Below are 263 nucleotides of genomic sequence, written 5' to 3' on the forward strand. Positions count from 1 at the left end.
ATCGTCTATCTCCTCTTGCGTTACGTATTTAGCTAGCTCGGAGTTTGGGTCTATCTTAGTATCGGTAGTGACGGTAAAACCCGTCGGCACTCGGCTTGAGCCAAATTTATCAAATTTAACTCCCAAAAACGAAAGATAAAAGAGGATAGCGGCAAAGGCTGCGAGTGTGAATATAAATTTAAAAAAGCTTTGCAAATTTGATCCTTTTGCCAATGACTAAATTTACGAAATAGTAGCCAAAGGGCGGTTAAATTTGAGTGAAA

The 263-nt window shown here is 39.2% G+C and carries 1 pseudogene; it reads right to left on the minus strand.

Features of this window, described 5'->3' with window-relative positions:
• Window positions 1-195: pseudogene (locus H740_RS00685) on the minus strand (hypothetical protein); the annotation flags it as partial.
• Window positions 196-263: the final 68 nt, after the last annotated feature.

The organism is Campylobacter showae CC57C, from assembly GCF_000344295.2.
GTDB classification, from domain to species: Bacteria; Campylobacterota; Campylobacteria; order Campylobacterales; family Campylobacteraceae; genus Campylobacter_A; species Campylobacter_A showae_B.